This window comes from Erythrobacter sp. QSSC1-22B (genome assembly GCF_001678665.1).
Lineage (GTDB): Bacteria > Pseudomonadota > Alphaproteobacteria > Sphingomonadales > Sphingomonadaceae > Qipengyuania.
Genome location: NZ_LZRP01000004.1, coordinates 115899 through 129789 on the forward strand (window position 1 = coordinate 115899; position 13891 = coordinate 129789).

At 63.9% G+C, this 13891-nt stretch carries 14 protein-coding genes; 8 read left to right on the top strand and 6 right to left on the bottom strand.

Annotation, left to right across the window (positions count from 1 at the left end; all coding sequences use genetic code 11):
* Positions 1-24: 24 nt before the first annotated feature.
* Complete coding sequence (rnhA, locus tag A9995_RS08275; RefSeq protein WP_067611350.1) at positions 25-468, top strand: ribonuclease HI; 444 nt, start codon at positions 25-27, stop codon at positions 466-468.
* A gap of 19 nt (positions 469-487) precedes the next feature.
* On the opposite strand, the gene A9995_RS08280 is transcribed toward rnhA, so the two are convergent.
* Positions 488-1582 (bottom strand): FAD-binding oxidoreductase, encoded by a 1095-nt coding sequence (locus A9995_RS08280; RefSeq protein ID WP_067611352.1) that lies wholly within the window; start codon positions 1580-1582, stop codon positions 488-490.
* Complete coding sequence (locus tag A9995_RS08285; protein WP_369815825.1) at positions 1579-2457, bottom strand: alpha/beta fold hydrolase; 879 nt, start codon at positions 2455-2457, stop codon at positions 1579-1581. The genes A9995_RS08280 and A9995_RS08285 overlap by 4 nt, the downstream gene beginning before the upstream one ends.
* Here A9995_RS08285 and A9995_RS08290 point away from each other — a divergent pair.
* The 7 genes from A9995_RS08290 (at position 2350) to A9995_RS08320 (ending at position 10139) form a co-directional block, all read left to right on the top strand.
* On the top strand, positions 2350-3366 hold the full coding sequence (locus A9995_RS08290) for a prepilin peptidase (RefSeq protein WP_369815821.1): 1017 nt from the start codon (positions 2350-2352) through the stop codon (positions 3364-3366). The two genes, A9995_RS08285 and A9995_RS08290, sit on opposite strands and share 108 nt — an antisense overlap.
* A gap of 91 nt (positions 3367-3457) precedes the next feature.
* Positions 3458-4492: a Flp pilus assembly protein CpaB gene (gene cpaB, locus A9995_RS08295; RefSeq protein WP_067611361.1), complete on the top strand. Its 1035-nt coding sequence runs from the start codon at positions 3458-3460 to the stop codon at positions 4490-4492.
* Between the two features lie 89 nt (positions 4493-4581).
* Positions 4582-6111 (top strand): type II and III secretion system protein family protein, encoded by a 1530-nt coding sequence (locus A9995_RS08300; RefSeq protein ID WP_067611364.1) that lies wholly within the window; start codon positions 4582-4584, stop codon positions 6109-6111.
* Positions 6112-6125: 14 nt separating this feature from the next.
* The gene (locus A9995_RS08305; protein WP_067611365.1) at positions 6126-6770 is read left to right on the top strand and encodes a CpaD family pilus assembly protein; all 645 of its coding nucleotides are present in this window, start codon (positions 6126-6128) and stop codon (positions 6768-6770) included.
* A gap of 3 nt (positions 6771-6773) precedes the next feature.
* Positions 6774-8069, top strand: coding sequence for a pilus assembly protein CpaE (locus tag A9995_RS08310; protein ID WP_067611368.1), 1296 nt, complete (start codon positions 6774-6776; stop codon positions 8067-8069).
* 79 nt (positions 8070-8148) lie between these two features.
* Positions 8149-9120, top strand: coding sequence for a type II secretion system F family protein (locus A9995_RS08315; RefSeq protein ID WP_067611371.1), 972 nt, complete (start codon positions 8149-8151; stop codon positions 9118-9120).
* Between the two features lie 17 nt (positions 9121-9137).
* The gene (locus A9995_RS08320) at positions 9138-10139 is read left to right on the top strand and encodes a type II secretion system F family protein (protein ID WP_067611374.1); all 1002 of its coding nucleotides are present in this window, start codon (positions 9138-9140) and stop codon (positions 10137-10139) included.
* Between the two features lie 36 nt (positions 10140-10175).
* On the opposite strand, the gene A9995_RS08325 is transcribed toward A9995_RS08320, so the two are convergent.
* The 4 genes from A9995_RS08325 to A9995_RS08340 all read right to left on the bottom strand — a co-directional run bounded on the left by A9995_RS08325 (position 10176) and on the right by A9995_RS08340 (position 13737).
* A complete protein-coding gene (locus A9995_RS08325; RefSeq protein ID WP_067611377.1) occupies positions 10176-10658 on the bottom strand; it encodes a MarR family winged helix-turn-helix transcriptional regulator in 483 nt (160 codons plus the stop codon).
* Positions 10659-10710: 52 nt separating this feature from the next.
* Positions 10711-11583 carry a crotonase/enoyl-CoA hydratase family protein gene (locus A9995_RS08330; RefSeq protein ID WP_067611380.1) on the bottom strand — a complete coding sequence of 291 codons (873 nt, stop codon included), beginning with the start codon at positions 11581-11583 and terminating at the stop codon, positions 10711-10713.
* Between the two features lie 84 nt (positions 11584-11667).
* Positions 11668-12453, bottom strand: coding sequence for an SDR family NAD(P)-dependent oxidoreductase (locus A9995_RS08335; RefSeq protein ID WP_067611383.1), 786 nt, complete (start codon positions 12451-12453; stop codon positions 11668-11670).
* 111 nt (positions 12454-12564) lie between these two features.
* Positions 12565-13737 carry an acetyl-CoA C-acetyltransferase gene (locus A9995_RS08340; protein WP_067611388.1) on the bottom strand — a complete coding sequence of 391 codons (1173 nt, stop codon included), beginning with the start codon at positions 13735-13737 and terminating at the stop codon, positions 12565-12567.
* Positions 13738-13891 lie beyond the last annotated feature (154 nt).

A 13891-nucleotide genomic window follows, 5' to 3' on the forward strand; every position in this document is an offset into this window, starting at 1 on the left:
GCGCCCGCGCTAGGGATTTCACCCATGAAACGCGTCGAACTGTTCACCGATGGAGCCTGCAAGGGCAATCCCGGCCCCGGCGGCTGGGGCGCGCTGCTGCGGCTTGGCCAGCACGAGAAGGAACTCTCGGGCGCCGACCCCGACACCACCAACAATCGCATGGAAATGATGGCCGCGATCAAGGGCCTCGCCGCGCTGATCGAACCCTGCGAGGTCGAGATCTATTCCGACAGCAAATATCTGATCGACGGCATCACCAAATGGGTCGCCGGCTGGCAGAAGCGCGGCTGGATCAATGCCAGCAAGAAGCCGGTGCGCAACGAGGACCTGTGGCACGAACTGATCGCGCAGACCGCGCGTCACACCGTGACCTGGCACTGGGTCAAGGGGCACTCGGGGCACCCAGAGAACGACCGCGTGGACCAGCTCGCCAGCGACGAAGCGGAACGCATCGCTGCCGCGCGCTAGGCCGCTTCGGTTCCCGGGCCTAGCCGAACCGGTCCGGTGCATAGAGCGCGGCATCGAGCCCCCTGGTCATCGGGTCGCGATCGAGCCCGAGCAGCAATTGCGCAGTCAACCGCGCCGCAGCGGGCGCGGTCTGGATCCCGAAGCCCCCCTGCCCCGCGAACCATGCGAAACCGCTCACCTGCGGATCGAAGCCATAAACGGGCCGCCGGTCGGGCGCGAAGCTGCGCAAGCCCGCCCAGCGATGCTCCACGGCCTCGACCCTCCAGTCGATCACCTGCGCCAAGCGCTCGATCGCTTCGGCCACATCCAGTTCCTCGGGGGCGGCATCGCAGGGCGCGCTGGGCACCTCGTCGTGCGGGCTGAGCCAGAGCTTGCCCGCCTCGGGTTTGAAATAGAAACCTCCGGCAATATCCAGCACCAGCGGCAGATCGGAGCGCGGCGGCGGATCAGTGCGCAATTGCACCACCGTGCGGCGCAGCGGCTGGATGCCCAGCGGACGCGCGCCCGCGAGCGCGGCAAGCTCGTCGGCCCAGGCCCCTGCCGCGTTGACCAGCGTGGTCGCGGTGAAGGTCTCGCCGCGTTCGGTCCGCAGCGCCCAGCCCTCGCGGTGCCTCGCCGCGGCGACCAGACGCGCGCGGGTTTCCAACCGCACTCCATGGCTCCGCCCGAGCGCCAGGTAATGGGCGTGCAGACCCGCAACATCGATATCGGAACACGCCGGTTCGCTTATCGCTGCGTTCCATTGCGCTTGCAGGTCGGGCAGCCTTTCGAGCAGATCCGCCCGGTCGAGCCGGTGGATCGTCGCCCCCGTTCCCGAGAATCGCCCCATGAAGGCGTCGAGCAGCCCCGCGTCCTGCTCGCGCCCGATATAGAGCGCACCGCGTGGCGTCAGAAACCCGTGATCACGCAGATATGGCCCCGATGCCAGCGTGAGCGGGACGATTTCCGGCCCACCATAGCACTCCTCCCAGAAGGCGGCGGACCGACCGGTGGCATGATAGCCGGGGCGATCCTCCGCCTCGATCAGCAGGACCGACGCGTCCTGCGCGAGTTCTGCAGCCAGACTGGCCCCGGCCATGCCAGCGCCCACGATGGCGAAGTCGTAACGCGTCATTGCGACAGCGCTGGTGCGACCTTGTCGAGGAAATCGCCGATCGCCGCCAGCGCGCGATTGCGAACCGGATCGGCCTCGCGCAGGATTTCGTGGCGCGCTTCCTTGCCAAAGGCGAGCAGTTCACCATGCGGCAGGCGTTCTGCCGCGCGGACGACCGCATCATGGCTGACGAGCTTGTCGTTCGAGGTAGAAACGAGCAGCACCGGGACCGTTACCGCCTCCATCGCTCCTTTGGCATCGAGCACGCGGCGCGAGGCGTAGGCGCGCTCGACCCAGCCCCAGCTACCCGGCCCCATCACCAGCTCGGGCCGCTTCTCGCGCCACCACAATTCGTCATCATAACGGGCCTCGTCATGCGTCAGCAGCGACTGGCGCGAAGACGGCATCTCGCCGGGCTTCTCGCTCCATTTCCACGCAGGCCGCGTTGGCGCACCGATTCTGGTCATCAGCTTGGCCACCCAGTGCTGCACACGCAGCGGCAGTGGGGGCCCCGCCATGCCCAGCATCGGCGCGGTCAGCACCGCGGCAGAAGGATCGACGCGGCGCTCGACCAGCGCACGCATGACCAGATGTCCGCCCATCGAATGGCCGGCCAGCACATGCGGCCCCGGCGTCGCGGCCTTCCATGCTCTCCACAGGCCCGCGAGATCGTCCACCCATGTGCCGAAATCGTCGATATGGCCGGTGACCGGGTCGGTGCCGAGCCGTCCTGAGCCTGCCTGCCCACGCCAGTCGGCCGCGGTTACCCGCCAGCCGGCGCGGTGCCATTGCTCGAGCGTTTCGAGGTATTTCTCGTAGGCATCGCCGCGACCGGGCAGGAACAGGATCGATCCGCGCGGACTGGCTTCGTCGCCGGGCCAGTCGATGCGCCGCAGCCGATAACCGTCGGCAGCGATCCAGTGCGATTCGCGTGCCGAGGCCGGAATTTCCCGGCGATCGATGGCCTCTCGAACGTCTCCACGAGCTTCGGCCTCGTCCTGTTGCTTCGCCGCGATGGTCGCCTCCGATGGTTACCGTTTGGTAAGCACGTTCCTGTAGCACGCTCCCAAAGGACGATCCTCGGGGACGAGATGCACGCAATTTTCACCTACGTATTGCTCGGGGCATTGGCAATCGCACTGCTGGTGGCGGTCGTCACCGATCTGCGCAGCAGGACGATCGGCAATCGGCTGAACGCGGGTATCGCGCTGGCCGCGCCGCTGTTCTGGTGGGCTAGCGAGCTGGCCCTGTGGCCCGGCGTCGCGATCCAGCTGGGTATTGCCGCATTGACCTTCGCCATATGCTGCCTGTTCTTTGCGATCAGGCAAATGGGCGGCGGCGACGTCAAATTGCTGACCGCGCTGGCGCTGTGGATGCCACCGGCAGCCTTTCTCGATCTCCTGGTCATCATGGTGTTGGTCGGCTGGGTGCTGACGCTCGTGATGGGTATCTGGCAGGTCGCGCGATCCGGAAGCGCTGAAGTCACCCCGCGCCGGGATCTCGGAGTGCTGATCGGCTGCACGCTGATTGCGGCTGCCTTCGCCAGCGCTGTCCTGGGCGGACCGACGGTCGCCATGCCGCCCGCCCTTGCCGAGTTCGCCTCTGGAGATCTGGCCGTGACGCTCGTGCTGGCCATGTTGCCGGTCCTGCTTCTGGCCGCGGTCACGCTGGCTTCGCTGCGGGTACTGCGCCGCCAGGATGAGCAAATTCGAGTGCCCTACGGTCTCGCCATCGCGACTGGGGGCATCTGGATTCTCGCCACCGGCGATCTCGTCTCCGCCATGCCCACCGCGGCATTGGGTTGAAAACGCGATCTTAACCAATCGGGCTCTATGCCCCGAAACCATAGTCGTCCGTCGCGTCTTGCAGGCGGACAAGCAAGGGGCCTTGTAAGCCATGGATAGGAAGAAGCTGGTTCTGTTGGTCGGCGCGCTGGTCATTGCGATCGGTACGGCACTGATTGCACGGAGCATGTTCGCGGGTGCTGCGGCACCACAGGCCGAGGCGGCGCAGGTCGTTGCGCAAGGTCCCAAGGTTCTGGTTGCGCAGCGGGCGTTGCCCGTGGGCACGATCATCACCGCCGACGCCATCGGGTTCCAGATGTGGCCAAACGAGATGGTCGCCGATGCCTATTTCGTCGAAGGCGAATCCGACATGACCCAATTGCTTGGAACGGTCGTGCGCCATCCGATCACCGCTGGTCAGCCACTTACCCAGGGCTCGCTCGTGAGCCCTGGCGACAGCGGCTTCCTCGCCGCCGCGCTGGGCCCGGGCATGCGCGCAATCACGGTGCCCGTCTCCTCAACAACTGGCGTCGCGGGTTTCGTCTTTCCTGGCGACCGGGTCGATGTCGTGCTGACCCAGACCGTCAACGGGGCCGAGGGCCAGCCGCTGAACGCATCGGAAACCATCTTGCGTAACCTTCGCGTTCTCGCGACCGACCAGTCCACCACCCAGGAGGTGGTCGAAGGCCAGACGGTCGTCAAGGAAACGCGGACCGTTACGCTCGAGGTGACGCCCAAGATCGCCGAAAAAATCGCCGTCGCCGAAAAAATCGGTACTCTCAGCCTGTCGCTGCGCTCGCTGGCTGACAGCCAGAGCGAGCTGGAACAGGTCCTCGCCCGCGGCGATATCGTCATTCCCGACGATGCCACCCCCGAAGAGGAAGAAAGACTGCTGCGCGCTGCAATGGCCCGACCGAGCGACGCGCGCGGTTCCTTTTCCACCGGCGGCGACGTCTCGCGCTTCCAGCGCTCGTCGATCCCGCCCCAGACAAGCTCCCAGAATATGGACCGGAGCATGAATATGCAGCCGGCGGGACCCGGTGCTCCTGCGCCCGCAGGCGAAACCCGCGTCGTTCCGCGCGGACCGACGGTGCGCGTTACGCGGGGACAGGAAACGTCCGAAGTCCCGGTAGGAAACTCTCGATGACGAGCAAACTGCGGACATCGCGAGAACCATGCGGTGACGCTGGAACCGACCGCGGCCGAACAACCCAAGCCATCAGGGGGCTTAGACCAATGAAACGCCGTCTCACTGCCAAAATGCTGCTCGCCAGCCTGGCGCTCGCGCCACTGGCCAGCATTCCGACGACCGTCGCCACCGCGCAAAGCTCGGTCCGGCCGTCGCAGAGCATCGTCATATCGATCGGCAAGGGCGAACTCATCAACGTGCCCGGCAGCATGGCGGACATCTTTGTCGCCGACGATACGATCGCCGACGTCCAGGTAAAGTCGCAACGCCAACTTTACGTCTTCGGACGCGCCGGCGGCGAGACCACGATCTACGCCAGCAATGCGGCGGGCGACATCATCTGGTCGGCCAACGTCCGCGTCGGTTCCAATCTCGGCAGCATCGACCAGATGCTCGCCCTCGCGATGCCGGAAGCCAAGATCTCGGTCGCCACGATGGGTTCCAACACCGTACTTCTGACCGGCACCGTCGCCGCACCCGAGGATGCGGCCGAGGCCCAAATGCTGGTCGGGGCCTTCGTCGGCGAAGGTACCAACGTGATCACCCGCCTGCGTATGGCGACGCCGCTACAGGTGAACCTGCAGGTCCGCTTTGCCGAAGTCAGCCGTTCGCTCGTGCGTTCGCTTGGCGCCAATCTGGCAACAATCGACACCACCGGCGGCTTTCAATTCGGCGTGTCTACCGGCAGCCAGCCCACTGTTCTGAACCCCGGCAGCGCACTGGGCGTCGGGGTGACTCGACCGGGTCAGTCATCCATTACCGGGAGCGACATTGGCTCAACGCTCGGCTTTGCTGGCCAACTGCTCGGTCTCGATATCGGCGCGGCGCTCGACCTTGCCGAGACGCAAGGTCTGGTGACGACCTTGTCGCAGCCCAATCTGACCGCCCTCTCCGGTGAGACCGCAGAGTTCCTTGCCGGCGGCGAATTCCCGATCCCGCTTGCCCAGGGTTTGGGCACCACGACAATCGAATACAAAAATTATGGGGTCAGTCTGGCCTACACGCCCACGGTGCTGGCGAATGGTCGGATCTCGATCCGGGTCCGCCCGGAAGTCTCCGAATTGTCCACCCAGGGCGCGATCAACCTCAACGGCTTCCAGGTTCCCGCCCTGATAACCCGTCGTGCGGAAACGACGGTGGAACTTGGGTCGGGGCAGAGCTTCATGATCGCCGGACTGCTCTCGACCAATTCGCAGAACTCGATCGAGAAGGCCCCTGGCCTCGGCGACGTGCCGATCCTGGGCAACCTTTTCCGCTCGACCAATTTCCGCCGCGGCGAAACCGAGCTGGTCATCGTGGTCACTCCCTATCTGGTCAAGCCGATCGACGGCAATCGCATCGCGCTGCCGACCGATGGGTATCAGTCGCCCAACACGGCACAGACGCTGCTCGGCTATTATGACAACGACGGGGTTTCGGGAGCGAGCCGTCCGGGCCCCACAGTATCCGACGCCATTCCCGTCGCGCCACAGGTTCTGCGCGCTCCGAATGCGCAGGCTACAACCCAGCCAGCGGCTCCGCGCCGCCAGGAGCGTGGTGCCGATGGTGTCGCCACTCCCGGCTTCAGCTTCAAGTGAGGGGATCTAGACCCATGCGTACCAGTTTCAATCGCAAGATCGCCGGGGCCGTCGCCCTTACGATCGGCGTCGCGCTCGCCGGTTGCGGCGGCATGGCGGACAACCGCTCGCTTTACAGCATCAAGCAACCGGTGGTCGAGCGCGCCAATTACACGCTCGACATCGCCGCCCCTCAGGGCGGCCTGCCGATCACCGAGCAGCAGCGTCTTGCAGGTTGGTTCGAAGCGATGGACCTGCGTTATGGCGACCGCATCTCGATCGACGATCCGGTCAATTCCGTGGCGACGCGCGAAGCGGTCTCCTCGCTCGCCGGACGCTACGGTCTGATGGTGGCAGAAGGCTCACCGGTAACCGAGGGCTATGTAGCCCCCGGTCAGGCCCGGGTCGTTATCACCCGTTCCACAGCTTCGGTTCCGGGCTGCCCCGACTGGTCGGTGAAGACCGAGGCGAATTACAACAACGCCACCTCTCCGGGTTTCGGTTGCGGCGTGAATTCGAACCTTGCCGCGATGGTTGCCAACCCGGATGATCTGATCGCGGGCCAGGCTGGCACTGGCGAAACCGTCGTCACCACATCGATCAAGGCGATCGACGCCTATCGCGCGGCCGAGCCAACGGGCGTCGGTGGGCTCGCCGAAGCCGACACCGGAGGGGAATAAGCCATGAACGCACCTTGGAAATCCGGCATGCCCGGCAACAATCGCGATCCCTTCGCGGCCTATATCTGCGACGAAAATGCGCTCGATGTATTGCGTCCGGTCGTCATCGAACTCGGCTGGGCGCCGGAGAAGTGCAACAAGGGCGGCCTTCGCAACGCCATCCAGTCGCTTTCGGTCAGCGCCAGCCCCAACATTCTGCTGGTCGATCTGTCGGAAAGCGGGGATCCGCTCAACGATATCAATTCGCTCGCCGAAGTCTGCGAGCCCGGTACGGTCGTGATCGCGATCGGGCAGGTCAACGACGTGCGGCTTTATCGCGATCTGCTCGCGAGCGGCATCCACGACTATCTGCTCAAGCCGCTGTCGGCGACCGCGCTGCGCGATTCGCTCAATCAGGCGCAGACGGTGTTCAGCGCGCCGCGCACCGGCGATGCGGAGACGGTCAAGAGCCATGTCTCGACGGCGATCGTGGGAACCCGAGGAGGTGTCGGCGCTTCCACGTTGGCGACTTCGCTCAGCTGGTACTTCGCTTCGAACAAGCACCTCTCCACCGCCCTGCTGGATCTCGATATCCATTTCGGCACCGGAGCTTTGGCGCTCGATCTGGAGCCGGGCCGCGGCCTGACCGATGCGATCGACAATCCCAGCCGGATCGACGGTCTGTTCATCGAACGCGCCATGATCCGCGCCCATGACAATCTTGCCATCCTGTCGGCGGAGGCACCGATCAATGCTCCGTTGATGACCGATGGGGCGGCCTTCCTCCAGCTCGAGGAAGAGTTTCGCCAGGCCTTCGAGATGACGGTCATCGATCTGCCGCGCAACATGCTGATCAATTTCCCGCACCTGTTGAACGACGTGAACATCGTGGTGCTGGCCACGGAGATGACGCTTGCTTCGGCGCGGGATTCGATCCGGTTGCTGTCATGGCTCAAAACCAATGCCAGTCACACCGTGCCCATCGTTGTCGCCAACAAGGTGCAAGCGGGTACCGCCGAGATCAGCAGATCCGATTTCGAAGCCTCGATCGAGCGCAAGATCGATTTCACCATCCCCTTCGATCAGAAGGGTGCCGCCACAGCGGCCAAGCTTGGTCAGCCGTTCATCGAAGCGAACAGCCAGAGCAAGGCTGCCTCGGCGATCAAATCGCTCGGTGAGCGCATTATCAGCGGCGTCGATCAACAACCCGATGACGATGCCGACGTCAGCAAGAAATCGTTGCTCGGTAGCTTCGATCTCAAATCGCTGCTGGCAAAGAAGCCAAAGCCCGTCTCCCCGGTCGCAGCAACCGCGGACTAGGCCCGATCTGCGGAGAGCGGGCATCGCTCGCTTGGCGCCCATAGGCGCATGATGGAATGAAGATGGACGGAGACGCAACATGAGCACGATCCAGTTCCTGCTGGTCATAGCCGGCACCCTCGGGATGCTGGTGCTCGGCTATGCCCTGCTCTCCGGACCGTCTCCGGCCAAAGTCGGCCAGCGCAGGCTGCAGCAAGTGCGTTTCCGCCATTCGGAGAGTACCGACACCAAGGTGGAGTCGCAGTTCAAGAAGGCGATCGCGGCGCGCAAGCCGAAGCTGCACAAGATCGCAGGTTCGACCTCGCGCATCGAAGCGCTGGCCATCCGGCTGGACCGGACCGGCAAGGGCTGGACCCTGACGCAATACGCTTACGCCTCGCTGGGACTGATGCTTGTGGTCACGGTAATTCTATACCTGCGCTCGGGGGCACTGCCCCTTTCGCTGGGTGTCGGCGTACTCTGCGGCGCGGGCATACCGCACATGTTGGTCGGCTATTTCGTCAAGAAACGCACCAACCAGTTCAATGCCAAATTTCCCGATGCCATCGAATTGCTCGTGCGCGGCCTGAGATCCGGCCTTCCGGTAACCGAGACACTGGCCGTCGTCGCGCAAGAAGTGGCCGGCCCCGTTGGCGAGGAATTTAAATCCATCGTCGAGCGCACCAAGATCGGCCGGACCATGGAAGAGGCGCTCCAGGTGACTGCCGACCGTCTCGGCATTCCCGAATTCAACTTCTTTTGCATCACGCTGGCCATCCAGCGCGAAACCGGCGGCAATCTGGCTGAAACATTGTCGAACCTCTCCGACGTTCTTCGCAAGCGTGGGCAGATGAAGCTCAAGATCCGCGCGATGAGCTCGGAATCCAAAGCCTCGGCCTATATCGTCGGCGCCCTGCCCTTCATCGTGTTCGGCATGATCTGGTGGATCAACCCCGAATATATCGGCGGGTTTTTCACCGAAGATCGCCTAATCGTGGCCGGACTCGGTGGGATGGTCTGGATGGGCATCGGGGTCTTTATCATGGCCCAGATGGTCAGCTTCGAAATCTAAGGGACGGAGAGCACACAATGAATACGCCCGCCGGTCCCACGCTTCTGGGCTTCGACGTCATCATGATCGGCTCGATCCTTGCCGGGATCGCCGCCGTTGCCGTGATCTTCGCGATCTACACTGCGGTGACGATCAGGGACCCGATGGCCCGGCGGGTCAAAGCGCTTAACGAGCGCCGCGATGAACTCAAGGCGGGCATCGTCACCAACAATGCCAAGAAGCGGCAGAAGCTGTTGCGCAATTCCGACACCACCGATCGGGTGAAGGGTACGCTCGACAGCATGAAGGTGCTGCAGCAAAGCCAGATCGAGGAAATCCAGCAGAAGCTGGCGCACGCGGGATATCGCAACAAGGAACTGGCGGTCCTCATCATCGGGCTCCGGCTGGCGCTGCCGCTCATCCTGGGCGGGCTGGTATTCCTTTACGTCTATCTGCTCAACAGCTTCCCCGAATGGGGCGACATGAAGAAGCTCTTCGCGCTCACCGCCGCAGTCGGCGTCGGCTACAAGGGGCCGGAGATCTATCTCAAGAACAAGGCCAAGAAGCGAACCGATGCCATGCGCAAGGGACTGCCCGACGCGCTGGATCTGCTGGTGATCTGTGCCGAGGCGGGTCTGACCGTCGACGCTGCCTTCAATCGCGTGGCCAAGGAACTGGGCCGCGCCTATCCCGAGCTGGGCGACGAATTCGCGCTGACCGCGATCGAACTATCCTTCCTCAACGAGCGCCGGAAGGCCTTCAACAATCTGGCCTATCGCGTCGATCTGGACGACATCAAGGGCGTGGTAACGACGCTGGTTCAGACCGAGAAATACGGCACCCCACTCGCCTCGGCGTTGCGCGTGCTGTCCGCCGAATTCCGCAATTCGCGGATGATGCGCGCCGAGGAAAAGGCTGCGCGCCTACCCGCGATCATGACCATCCCGCTGATCCTGTTCATCCTGCCGGTGCTGTTCATCGTCATTCTTGGCCCGGCGGCCTGTTCGATCACCGACGCTTTCTCCGGCGGAATAGGATAAACATCTTGCGATGATTGCAAGGAAAGTCTGGCGAATCTAGCCCACCAGGCTTTCGGCGTCGAAATCTCCGGCCGCTTCGCGAAGGCGCACCAGCATATTGCGCAACTGGTCGCGTTCGCCCTCGTCGAGCACGGAAAACAGTTCGGCCTCAATCTTCTTGGCCAGCGGCATGATGCCGGCATGGACCCCGCGGCCCTCGGTCGTCAGCTGCAACAGATGTGAACGGCCATCGGCTTCGTTGGGCGTGCGCTCGGCCAGACCGCGTTGCTCCAGCTCCTTGCAGGCGCGGCTCACTGGAACCTTGTCCATCAGCGTGAGCTGGGTGAGCTGGCGCTGGGTCAGCGGTCCGCTGTCGCCCAGCACCGCCATGATCCGCCATTCGGTGGTCCGCAGCGCGAACCGCCGCCGGTATTGCTCCGCGATCCGCGTCGAAACCGCATTGGATGCGATCGACAATTGATAGGGCAGGAAATCGGCAAGGCGCTGAGAAGGCTGGCGGGCAGGCTGGCGTTTCGACATGATACGGACACTAGCCCTCCTTCCCCGCTTGGCAAGACCGTTTCAACCGCAACTACTTATAGGCGGGCTCGTCCCACCACGGATAGAAGTCGGGCATGTCATCGCCGACTGTGTCGGGATAGGCAGGTGGGCGCTTCTCGAGGAAGCTGGCGATGCCTTCCTTGGCATCTGCACTGCGACTAAGGCGATAGATCGCCCGGCTGTCGATCCGGTGCGCCATCATCGGGTGTTCGGTCGCCGACAGCCGCCACAGCATGGCGCGGGTCATCGCGACCGAGACCGCCGAAGTGTTGTCGGCGATCTCGCGCGCGATCGCGCGCGCCGCGTCCAGCAGTTCGGCGCGCGGGTGGAGCGAGCGCACCAGCCCGCGCTCGAGCGCTTCCTGCGCCGAGAATATCCGCCCGGTCATGCACCATTCGAGCGCGGTCTGCATTCCGACCAGCCGCGGCAGGAACCAGCTCGATGCGGCCTCCGGGGTGATCCCGCGCCGTGCGAACACGAAACCGAACCGCGCTTCGTCGGCTGCGAGCCGGATGTCCATCGGCAGTTGCATGGTCGCCCCAACACCCACCGCGACCCCGTTGCAGGCAGAGATCAGCGGCTTCTTCGAATTGAACAGCCGCAGCACCAGCCGCCCGCCGCCATCGCGGACCCGTTCGTTCGACAGATCCTCGACCGGATTGGGATCGGAGAAGACATGGCCGCCGCCATCGGGCGTCAGATCGGCCCCGGCGCAGAAAGCGCGGTCGCCATGGCCGGTGAAGATGACCGCGCGCACGCTGTCGTCGGCATCGGTGGTGTCGATCGCGTGGATGATCTCTTCCATCATCACCCGCGTGAAGGCGTTCATCTTCTCGGGGCGATGCAGCGTCAGAGTGGCGATGCCATCGGCGATGTCGAGCTTGATCTGCGTGTAACCGGTCATGTCGGTCCTCTCCGTTCACTGGCCCCATTCGAAAGGCCCATATGAAAAGGGCGGCCCGCGAGCCGCCCTTCGTCTGTTTGGTGCTTAGCGCGGTGCCATCCGGATCGCACCGTCGAGGCGGACATCCTCGCCGTTGAAATAGCCGGTCTCGATCATGCACATCGCGACCTTGGCATATTCCTCGGGATTGCCGAGACGCTTGGGGAACGGCACGCTGGCGGCCAGCGCTTCCTTCACCTGCGGCGGCGCGGCGTTCATCAGCGGAGTGTTGAAGATGCCGGGCAGGATCGTGTTCACGCGGATGCCCTCGCGCATCAGGTCGCGCGCGATCGGCAGGGTCATGCCGACGACGCCGCCCTTGGAAGCGGAATAGGCGGCCTGGCCCATCTGGCCGTCCTCGGCCGCGACCGAGGCGGTGTTGACGATGGCGCCGCGGTCGCCGTCCTCGCTCAGCGGCTCGAGCGTGATCATCCCCGCAGCCGATTTGGCGATGCAGCGGAAGGTGCCGATCAGATTGACCTGGATCACGAAGTCGAAAGCCGAGATCGGGAAAATCTTGATTTCGCCCGATTGCTTGTCGCGGCTGACGGTCTTGATCGCATTGCCGATGCCGGCGCAATTGACCAGGATCCGCTCCTGACCGTGCGCTTCGCGGGCCTTGGCGAAACCGGCGTCGACTTCCTCGTCGCTGGTGACGTTGACCTTGCAGAACACGCCACCCAGTTCCTTGGCGAGAGCGGTACCCTTCTCCTCGTTCATGTCGAAGATCGCGACCTTGCCGCCCTTGGCAGCGATCGCGCGGGCGGTGGCCGCCCCGAGGCCCGACGCGCCGCCGGTGACGACTGCGGGGGTATTAGCAGAAACTTCCATGTGTTCTCTCCTGATATTCGAAAGTCATCCCGGTGAAATCCGGGATATGTTGTGAAAAATCCGTGCGCCTTGGGCAAGGGACCCTGCCTCTTATGGGGATGGCGCTGTTGGCTACATCCGTTCGACGATCGTGACATTGGCGACGCCGCCGCCTTCACACATCGTCTGCAACCCGAATTTCTTGCCATGGCGGTGCAGCGCATGGACCAGCGTGGCCATCAGCTTGGTCCCGCTCGCCCCCAACGGATGGCCAAGCGCAATCGCGCCGCCATGCACGTTGAGCCGTTCCGGATCGGCGCCGGTGTGCTTGAGCCAGGCCAGCGGTACGGGAGCGAAGGCCTCGTTGACCTCGTAGAGATCGATATCCTCGATCCTGAGCCCGGCGCGCTCCAGCGCCCGGTCGGTGGCGAACAGCGGCTCTTCCAGCATGATGACGGGATCGCCCGCGGTCACGGTGAGATTGCGGATTTTCGCCAGCGGGGTGAGTCCGTGCTCCTTGAGCATCCGTTCGGACACCACCAGCACCGCGCTCGAACCGTCGCAGATCTGGCTGCTGGAGGCGGCGGTGATCTTGCCCTCCTCGGACAGTTTCTTGACCGACTGGATGCCTTCCAGCGTGGCGTCGAAGCGGATCCCCTCGTCGACCGTATGCATGGCTTCGCCGTCGGCGGTCTCGATCGCGATTGCCAGAATCTCCTTCTCGAACGCCCCCGCCTCGGTGGCTTTCGCCGCCTTGAGGTGGCTTTGCAGCGCGAAATTATCGAGATCGTCTTTCGAGAGGCCGTGCTTGCGGGCGATCATTTCCGCGCCCACGAACTGCGACCACTGGATGCCGGGATAGTTCTCTTCCAGCCCCGGGGATTTGTAGTTCCCCAGCCCCTCTTTCATATGGAACATCGCGGTCGAGCCCATCGGCACCCGGCTCATGCTCTCCACGCCAGCGGCGATGACGCAATCCTGCGTTCCGCTCATCACCGCCTGCGCGGCGAACTGGATCGCCTGCTGGCTCGATCCGCACTGGCGGTCGATGGTGACAGCAGGCGTGCCCTCGCCCAGATGCTTGGTTGCCAGCACCGCGTTGCGCCCGACCTGCATCGCCTGCTCGCCGCCCTGACTGACGCAGCCCATGATCACATCGTCGATCGCCTTGGGATCGATCCCGCTGCGCTCGATGATCGCGTCGAGCGCTCGGGCAGCAAGATCGACAGGATGAACACCCGCAAGTCGCCCCCCCCGCTTTCCCCCGGCGGTGCGGACGGCTTCGACGATATAGGCTTCTGGCATTGCGGCTCTCTCCGGTTTTGTTTTGCTACTTGTTTTTCTATTGCCTAAGGCGCGGGTCGCAATGGGTCAAGCCGGTGAACCGCGGCAATTCGGCAGCAGGTCAACTGTATGGTCTGCGGTGAGCTTCAGCCTGCATCTGCTGCAATGGCGCGGA